This is a genomic window from Trichothermofontia sp. (genome assembly GCF_053493415.1).
Map to the genome: position 1 here is coordinate 1 of NZ_JBRCAD010000213.1, position 8,262 is coordinate 8,262.

Sequence of the window (8,262 nt, forward strand, 5' to 3'; positions counted from 1 at the left end):
GGTTAAAAGGATTCCCCCAAAGGCACGGCGGGGCTAGTAAAGAGCGGGGATGGCTTGGGCGGTGGTGCGATCGCTTTCGGAGACGAGGGTGAGAGTGTCACCTTCCAAACGGTAGACCTGACGCAGGGGTTGGGTGGGACAACAAGCCCCGTCATTGGGGCCGTGGCTGATCAGATCGACCTGGATGTGACCATTCAGAATTTGAACGGACTCGATATTGACGCGATCGCCGAGCAGGGTCGCGGCAACAGGCGTGAAGCTAGCCCCCTGCTCCAGAGCCACAGCTAAATGGACGAAATTACCGGTTCCCCCGGAATTAGCAACCAAAATCACGGCTGCTGCCTGGGTGCCCTCGGTGAGATCCCCAAAGCCGATCGTGTAGGGCCGGTTCAGGAGTGTTACCGTTAGCTCCGAGTCGGGATTTTGGTAGGTGCCGTTACTCAAGGTGGCAGTGCCAAACTGGGGTAGGGGATAGGCAAGCTGCTTCAGCCCTTCCGCCTGCTGACACCAGGCTTGTTTCTCCGGACTCCAGACTTCGCGAGTCAAGCAGTTATGCCAAACAGGTTCAGCCGCCTGGGCAACCGGTGACTGGGCATAGGGCACAGCGGCACTGGCCAGACTCATCATCCCGATGGTAGTGCCTAACGTGAGACGTTGCATAAGCGATCGCATGGTTTCCTCCTTATCACCACAGGGCATCCGCCATTTCTAAACCCATCATGCCTGCTGCTGGTCCCTGGCCAGCGCTCGTTGCGAGAATGATTACGGCCATTACCGGCAGATAACGCGCAGATCGCTGGTTGCCAGTTAGGGGCGAGTTCGGCAATTGCCCCTATCAACAGACGGAGAAACCGAATTCCAGTTCCCAAAAGAATTTGATAGTCTAAAACTGCGGTCCCTTGTCAGGGGGCGATCGTCATTTCAGGGGCATACATTAAAGCAAAATTTATGAAAATAGCTACACTAAATCGTCAGGCTTGCTGGAGGTAGAGAGATGGCTGTCACTGACTATAAGGACTACTATGGGGTGCTGGGCATCAGCAAAGGGGCTAGCGCTGACGATATCAAAAAAGCCTATCGCCGGTTAGCACGCAAACATCACCCGGATATGAACCCCGGCAACCGTCAGGCGGAGGCCCGCTTCAAGGAGGTTAACGAAGCCTACGAAGTCCTGTCCGATCCAGAAAAGCGGCGTAAGTATGACCAATTTGGTCAGTATTGGAAGCAAGTTGAGCAGGGAGGCTGGTCACCCACGGGAGCCAATGTGGATTTTGGCGGATTTGACTTTAGCCAGTATGGGAGCTTTGACGACTTCATTAACGAGTTGCTCGGACGCTTTGCCACGGGTCCCCAAGCGACGGGGACGGGGGGACGGCGCACCTATTCCTACCAAACGGGAGGTCCGGGCAGTACGGGCTTTGGTGGGTTTAATGACTTTGGTAACTTTGGCGATACCGCTAACACCATCCCCCTGGATCAGGAAACGGTTGTGCGCTTGTCCTTGGCGGATGCGTTCCGGGGGACCACCCTGCGGCTGGGTGGGGGTGAGGTGAATATTCCTGCGGGGGTGAAACCCGGTAGCCGGATTCGGGTCCGGGGCCAAGGGCGCACCCATCCCTACACCCACCAACGCGGTGACCTCTATCTAAAGGTGGAAGTCCAACCCCATGAGTTCTTCCAGTTTGAGGGCGATAACTTGGTCTGTGAGGTCCCAATTACTCCTGATGAGGCGGCCCTCGGTGCCCACATTGAGGTACCAACGCCGGATGGACGGGTGACGGTCCAAGTCCCGGCGGGTGTGCGATCGGGCCAATCGTTGCGGTTACGCGGGAAGGGCTGGAAGCTGGCTAAGGGGGGACGATCGGATTTGATGGTACGGTTGACGATCGTGGTACCCAAGTCCCTCAGTGCGATCGAGCGGGAGTGCTACGAAAACCTGCGAGCCAACCGTCACAGCGACCCCCGCGCTCAATTACAACAGATTAATCTGTAGAAGGTCTTGGGTGCTTGGATAAACTGCCAACTCTCTTGGCCCAGAGGACTGGGCCACACACTGGTCTACTCGGCCTCCGACTGTGAGGTGGGTGCAAAGACCCAGGGAGCGCGATCGTTCCCTGCCCCCGATCGCGCCCTGAAGTGACTTGCAGGCTGGCAGATGATGTCCCTATCCCAATCAGAGATTGCCCAGTTGCAGCGATCGCTCCTCGCTTGGTACGCCCAATGCGGACGGGATCTCCCCTGGCGACAGACCTGTGATCCCTATGCCATCTGGGTTTCTGAGATCATGTTGCAACAAACCCAGGTGCAAACGGTCATTCCCTACTATCATCGCTGGCTCGATCGCTTCCCCACGGTCGAGGCACTGGCGCAGGCGGATCAACAAGCCGTTCTGAAACTCTGGCAAGGCTTGGGCTACTATGCCCGTGCCCGCAATCTGCACCGGGCCGCACAGCAGATCGTCCAGCAGTATGGCGGCGTCTTCCCGGCGAACCTTGAGGCCGTCTTAACCCTACCGGGAATTGGCCGCACGACGGCGGGGGGCATTCTCAGCGCGGCGTTTAATCAACCCATGCCGATTCTGGATGGGAATGTGAAGCGGGTCCTAGCGCGACTGGTGGCCCTAGCGGTCCCCCCCAAGCAGGCGCTCACCCAACTGTGGCAGGTGTCGGCACAGGTGCTCGATCGCCAGCACCCCCGCGAATTTAACCAAGCCCTGATGGATCTGGGGGCGACCCTTTGCACCCGGCATCACCCGGCGTGTCACCGCTGTCCCTGGCAGGTGTCCTGTGGCGCGTACAATCAAGGAAAACAAGCTGAGATCCCGATGACTGAACCGCGATCGCCCCTACCCCATAAGCACATTGGTGTGGCCGTAATCTGGAATGACCAGGGCCAAATCCTCATCGATCGCCGTCCCCAGGATGGCCTGCTGGGCGGGCTGTGGGAGTTTCCGGGGGGCAAGCAGGAACCCAATGAGACCATTACCACCTGCATCGAACGGGAAATTCAGGAGGAGTTGGGAATTGCGATCCGGGTGGGGGCACCCTTGATCACGCTAGACCATGCCTATACCCACTATCGCGTTACTTTGCACGTTTACCACTGTCAGCACCTCAGGGGGGAGCCGCAAGCGATCGGCTGTGAGGAGGTGCGCTGGGTCACATTAGAGGAATTAGATGACTACGCCTTTCCCCAGGCGAATGTGAAGATTATCGCAGCCCTGCGTCAGACGCACTAACTGACAAGGTTGGTAGAATATAAACCATTGCCTGGTTAGCATCAAAATCAGTGACCCATCATGACCAAAGTAGAACATATTCAAGCTGAAATTGAGACCCTTACGCAGGATGAGTTTATCCAATTACGTGAGTGGTTCGCTGAGCAAGATTGGTTACGCTGGGATAGACAGCTTGAGGCTGATGTGGCTACTGGGAAGCTAGACTTCTTGATCGCAGAAGCCATGACTGCTAAAGCTAAAGGGGAATTACAGGATCTCTAAGTGCATCGAACAACACCCCAGTTTTGGCAGCGTTTTTATGCACTGCCCGATCCCGTCCAGCGCATAGCCCGTAAAAATTATGATCTACTGAAAGTTAACCTGTCTCATCCCTCCCTAAACTTCAAGAAGGTAGGACAGTATTGGTCAGTAAGGGTTGGGTTAAGTCATAGGGCATTAGCCATTGAGGATGGTCCTGACCTTATCTGGGTATGGATAGGTGGTCACAACGAATATGATCGATTGCTCCGCTAGCTCTCATAAACCGATCTAAGCTTTCCGGCTGACCAACCCCAATGAACCGCATGGCGAAAAAGACACGCTGCCCGGATCGAGCACTTCAGATCTAGGTTTCTGGATAAGTGGGCGACCTGCGGGCTTGGGGACACGCTACTATTGAGAAGAATTCTCAAAAAATTGGCCTATTACGGGGAGCCGATCGCGCTTCCCCTGGCCGCTACCCTCACCATGCATCAGCCGCGCTTTTGGAAAAACCTACCTGCTCCTGTACGAATGCTGGTTCGCCCCATGTTGTTCCTTGCCTTGGGGCTACATGTGTTGATCCTGCTGTTGCCCTTGCCCAGTGAACCAGAGCCAGAACCGGAGCCGGAGCTGCTGCCAGAGGACCAGACGATTAAGGTGGTACCGGCTCCCAAGCGAGCGATCGCGCCACCCCCACCTAAGCCCGCTGCCCCTGCGCCGGCTGCAACGCCTGCGCCTGCCCGACCCGCACCATCCCCACCGCGATCGCAGCCAGCCTCACCCCCGATCGTGGCCTCGCCGCCCACCCCAGTGAGCGATCGGCCTGCGCCCGCGACCAGCCCCAGTCCCTTGGAGCCGGAAGGGATGCCTAGCCCTGCGGCGATCGACTTGACACCGCCTCCGCCTGAGCCAACATTGCCAGCGGCAGAGGGCACAGGTGCGTTTGCTGATTTTCCTAACCCAGAAGGGGTAGTGGCGGGCTGTTTAGGACTCAACGAGTGTCAACAGGCAGAAGGGGTTCGCCTGACCCGTTTAGTGCAGGATTTGCAGGCAGCGTTGGCGCGTCAGGGCTATGCAGTAACCGCCTTGGATCTGGATAGTGATCAGGGACGACGGGTGTTTGAGGTGACCAAGGGGGATGAAAAGCGCTACCTCAATCTGTTTTCAACGCCGGAGGGAGCCGTTTACCTATTGGCCAAGCAAATCCTCACGTTGGCAGAGGTTCAGGCAATGGCCGCATCCCGTCAAGCCTTGGTCTCCCTGGTGCAAGGGGTGTCTAACCAGCAGGCGAGGGGACAGGACTTTACCCAACCCGATGCTTTTTTTACGGAAATGGGTCTACGGGAAGGGCTAGAGCCGTTTTTCCCGTTAGTAGCGAACCAAACGCCTGATCGCCTCTTCAGCACCCAACTCGCCCCCCAACTCCAACAACAGGGCTTTACCGTCGCCCCTTTACCAGACTATGGCGGTGGTCCCCTCTACCAAGTGCAGCAAGGCGCGTTAGTATACTATCTGAGTCTGGTCCCGGCGGCTGGCGGACGAGGAGCGATCGTCACCCTCTGGTCGAAGTTTCCCCGTACTCAAAGTTAATTCTGTGTTCTCTAGCATGGGCAACCTTGCTTCAGGGAGGTACGGCAATGCCTGATACAGTAAGGGTTCTAGCCACAATCTTGCACCTCAGCGCAACCAAAACCGTTATGTCTACAGTACTACTTTTTCCATTGTTTTCCCTACTCTTGTTGAGACTAGCTGCCTAAACTCTTATGCCCCATCTTAAAACAATGGCGTAGATCCAGAGCATTTAAAACGATGGATAAGATTTTTATTTATGGCTTAATAAAGAATGCCGAAAAATATCTAGAAATGCAAATATTAGAACTCTACAAAGCATTTCAAGATCTTCATATTGGCTTCGATATTTTTCTTTTTGAGAATGATTCAAAAGATAGCACAAAAGCTATCTGCAATGCGCTTACCTTAAAATACAATAATCTTATTATCTATTCCTATGACGGATTGGATGCCGTTTATCCTCTCAGAACTGTTCGTCTATCGTTTCTAAGAAATCAAGCTTTAAACCAAGCTAGAGAACGAGGGGGATATACATTTCTGTTGGCTTTAGACATGGATGGTCCTAATTTTAAAATTAACTCCTCCGACTTAAAAATTGCCTTAGATTTTTTATCTCATCAGTCAGAAGTTGCAGCCGTCTTCCCTAATTCAAAACCTTTTTACTATGATGCCTATGCAGTGAAATCTGATCAATGGTTTGTTGACAAAAGCAGATGGATAAGTAGTGTATTTGAAAGTCAACGTATTATTCCCATCTCTAGCAGTCCAATTGAGGTAATTTCCGCATTTAATGGAGCAGGCTTATATAAGTTGGAAAGTATACCAAAAACGGCTCAGTACCTAGGCTGGAATAACAATGAGGAGGCTTGCGAACATATTTTTTTTAATCAAGCTATACATGAAAATGGATATAAGCTAGTAATATTACCGCAATGGTATACGCAAGCTCCTTTGGAGCATATCTTCCCCTATCTTAATCCACGTGGAGATGGCTCGCGGTTAATGAAGATAGTCAACGGAAATCAAGAAATCAGTTTATATCTTCCCATCGATCATCCGTTTGAAAAATATTTCACTACTTATCCTTTATATGATCGACGTTTTCCTTTATTAACATTTTTATTTTCTATACAAGAACCTCATAAATCTATTATTGATATTGGTTCCAATGTTCTGGATGGCATTAGCTTGATAAGACTTGCAGGCGTAAAAAATAAAATTTATGCCATTGATGCATCTTATGAGTTCTGTAAATATGCATTATTAAATCAAAATTTAAACCCCCTTTTGGAAAATGTTGAAATTATGTGGGGATTTGTTGATCCAAGGACATTAGCTGGTAATCTCGGTTCTCACCAAGGGTCAGCATCAATAGAATGCTTTTATCGTCTCAATATTCAACCATCAATAATTGAATTAGAAGACTTTGACGATCAAGTTGGCCTTATAAAAGTTGATACTGACGGACTAGATGCTATTATTCTATTTAATTCAATACACTATTTAAAGTTAAATTGTCCCATTATATTTACCGAATGCTTTATTCGAGAAGAGTCTGATATTAAGCAGTGGTCAGACCTTCTACTAGAATTAAGTTCTCATTACACACATTACATAGTTTTCGACAATTTTGGGTTTTGTTTATATGCAGGTGCCGAATGGAAAAGGATTCTAAAGCCAGGTGGAATTTTAAGATTAGTGCTTCCAGATTTTGAGGCATTAGCAAAATTGTATGTACTCAATCAGGTTCCATTAGAAGCCATTGTGGGTTATATTCATGGTGGTCACGGTTATCCTGAAAATATTCACTATTGGTCTTGGGATTTTCAATCTCTACATCAGGTTTTAACTAAAGCAGGTTTTGAGAATATTAGACGTTTTGATGCCACTTCTGTTAATTCCTCTGAGTACGAAGACTACTCTACAGCTCAAGTTGCCAACCAACTTGTTAGCCTAAATGTGGAAGCAACAAAGGCTAATCAATTGCCTCTGTCGATAACAAAACCAGCATCTCTTGGACAGATCATTACACTACAAATACAGGCAACGGCACAAATCTATAATCTGAAAATATTTATTGATCCGCAAGAATACACCCAAAAACTAATGCTTGATGCTTTTTCAAAGGGCATATTTTATGAACCTGAAGTTAGCCAGGTTCTAATAAAAATTTTAGAAAAAGGGGATAACTTTATTGATATTGGTGCCCATATTGGCTATTTCTCTCTCTGGGCTGCTTTGTTGGTTGGTAAAGAAGGAAAAGTTTTGACCTGTGAACCGGAACACAATAATCATCTTAATATCATTAAAAATATAGAGATAAATAATTTCGAGAATATCCGTTTACTTAATGTTGCTGTCGGTGATCAATGTAAAACCGTACAATTTTTTCTTAATGAGGATAATGGAGGTGGACATGCCCTATGGGATGTCGGCAAACACCCATTTAATCAACAAAGTCGTATAAATAGAAGGCATATCACTGTCAATATGATTACCATTGATCATCTATTTGAATACTATCAGTTAGATAAAGTTAAACTTATAAAGATTGACACTGAAGGAGCAGAATATCAAGTATTGAGAGGAGCATCAACAGCACTATCTCAAGGTAAAATTTCCTATGTAATTGCTGAGATAAATCGCTTTGGATTAGAGCAGATGGAAACCAATGAAACACAATTACGTTCTTTTATGGAAGGATTTGGATATAAGGCTTATCTCTTGGAACCACAAACGGGGCAATTAATCAAGCTAGTCTCTGGTCAATACTATAATGTCAATCAAGTTTTTAATGTCCTATTCTCAAATCAAGAAATTTTTTAGAGTTTCATAGGGTTTCATAAAAGCATCTTTTAAACGCTGTCAAAAACCAAATATCACCCGGAATAGCGGTCTCTCTCATGTGCCAAGTATGAAAACGATATCTCTCCTGTGTCCTACTCGTCAACGACCTGAAAAAGCTCTAAGACTAGCTCTCAGTATAGTTAGAACTGCTAATAAACCACAAAGAATAGAGATTCTTTTCTATATTGACACAGATGATTTCACTAGAGATCAATACATAAATCTCCAGAAGTGTTGAAAGTTAGGTTAAGCGATGGAAAAAAGGGACAGAATGCAGTATTCTGTCCTCTAACAAATAAAAAATGATGTTCTATGATAGCCTCATTCCCGAAGCTTGTCAAATTGATCTTGAAGCAGCTTTGTCC

The 8,262-nt window shown here is 48.7% G+C and carries 7 protein-coding genes; 6 read left to right on the forward strand and 1 reads right to left on the reverse strand.

Translation table 11 applies throughout. The annotated features are described in order from the left end of the window. Positions 1 to 33: 33 nt before the first annotated feature. Positions 34 to 660: a hypothetical protein gene (locus ACWIUF_RS18995; RefSeq protein ID WP_448574099.1), complete on the reverse strand. Its 627-nt coding sequence runs from the start codon at positions 658 to 660 to the stop codon at positions 34 to 36. A 334-nt stretch (positions 661 to 994) separates the two neighbouring features. Between ACWIUF_RS18995 and ACWIUF_RS19000 the strand changes: the two genes are divergently transcribed. From ACWIUF_RS19000 to ACWIUF_RS19025, 6 genes are all read left to right on the forward strand, one after another. Beyond that, complete coding sequence (locus tag ACWIUF_RS19000) at positions 995 to 1,993, forward strand: DnaJ C-terminal domain-containing protein (protein WP_448574101.1); 999 nt, start codon at positions 995 to 997, stop codon at positions 1,991 to 1,993. Between the two features lie 162 nt (positions 1,994 to 2,155). Next, complete coding sequence (gene mutY / locus ACWIUF_RS19005) at positions 2,156 to 3,238, forward strand: A/G-specific adenine glycosylase (protein WP_448574102.1); 1,083 nt, start codon at positions 2,156 to 2,158, stop codon at positions 3,236 to 3,238. A 60-nt stretch (positions 3,239 to 3,298) separates the two neighbouring features. Next, positions 3,299 to 3,499, forward strand: a complete 201-nt coding sequence (locus tag ACWIUF_RS19010) for a hypothetical protein (protein WP_448574103.1) — start codon at positions 3,299 to 3,301, stop codon at positions 3,497 to 3,499. Beyond that, the gene (locus tag ACWIUF_RS19015) at positions 3,500 to 3,751 is read left to right on the forward strand and encodes a ParE family toxin-like protein (protein ID WP_448574104.1); all 252 of its coding nucleotides are present in this window, start codon (positions 3,500 to 3,502) and stop codon (positions 3,749 to 3,751) included. 141 nt (positions 3,752 to 3,892) lie between these two features. Then, a complete protein-coding gene (locus tag ACWIUF_RS19020) occupies positions 3,893 to 5,068 on the forward strand; it encodes a hypothetical protein (RefSeq protein WP_448574105.1) in 1,176 nt (391 codons plus the stop codon). Between the two features lie 219 nt (positions 5,069 to 5,287). Further along, the gene (locus ACWIUF_RS19025; protein WP_448574106.1) at positions 5,288 to 7,876 is read left to right on the forward strand and encodes an FkbM family methyltransferase; all 2,589 of its coding nucleotides are present in this window, start codon (positions 5,288 to 5,290) and stop codon (positions 7,874 to 7,876) included. The last annotated feature ends 386 nt before the right edge of the window (positions 7,877 to 8,262 follow it).

Bases quoted from the DNA above. Each gene is read 5' to 3' on its own strand.
- ACWIUF_RS18995 (WP_448574099.1), bottom strand. From the start codon at position 660: ATGCAACGTCTCACGTTAGGCACTACCATCGGGATGATGAGTCTGGCC.
- ACWIUF_RS19000 (WP_448574101.1), top strand. From the start codon at position 995: ATGGCTGTCACTGACTATAAGGACTACTATGGGGTGCTGGGCATCAGC.
- mutY (WP_448574102.1), top strand. From the start codon at position 2,156: ATGATGTCCCTATCCCAATCAGAGATTGCCCAGTTGCAGCGATCGCTC.
- ACWIUF_RS19010 (WP_448574103.1), top strand. From the start codon at position 3,299: ATGACCAAAGTAGAACATATTCAAGCTGAAATTGAGACCCTTACGCAG.
- ACWIUF_RS19025 (WP_448574106.1), top strand. From the start codon at position 5,288: ATGGATAAGATTTTTATTTATGGCTTAATAAAGAATGCCGAAAAATAT.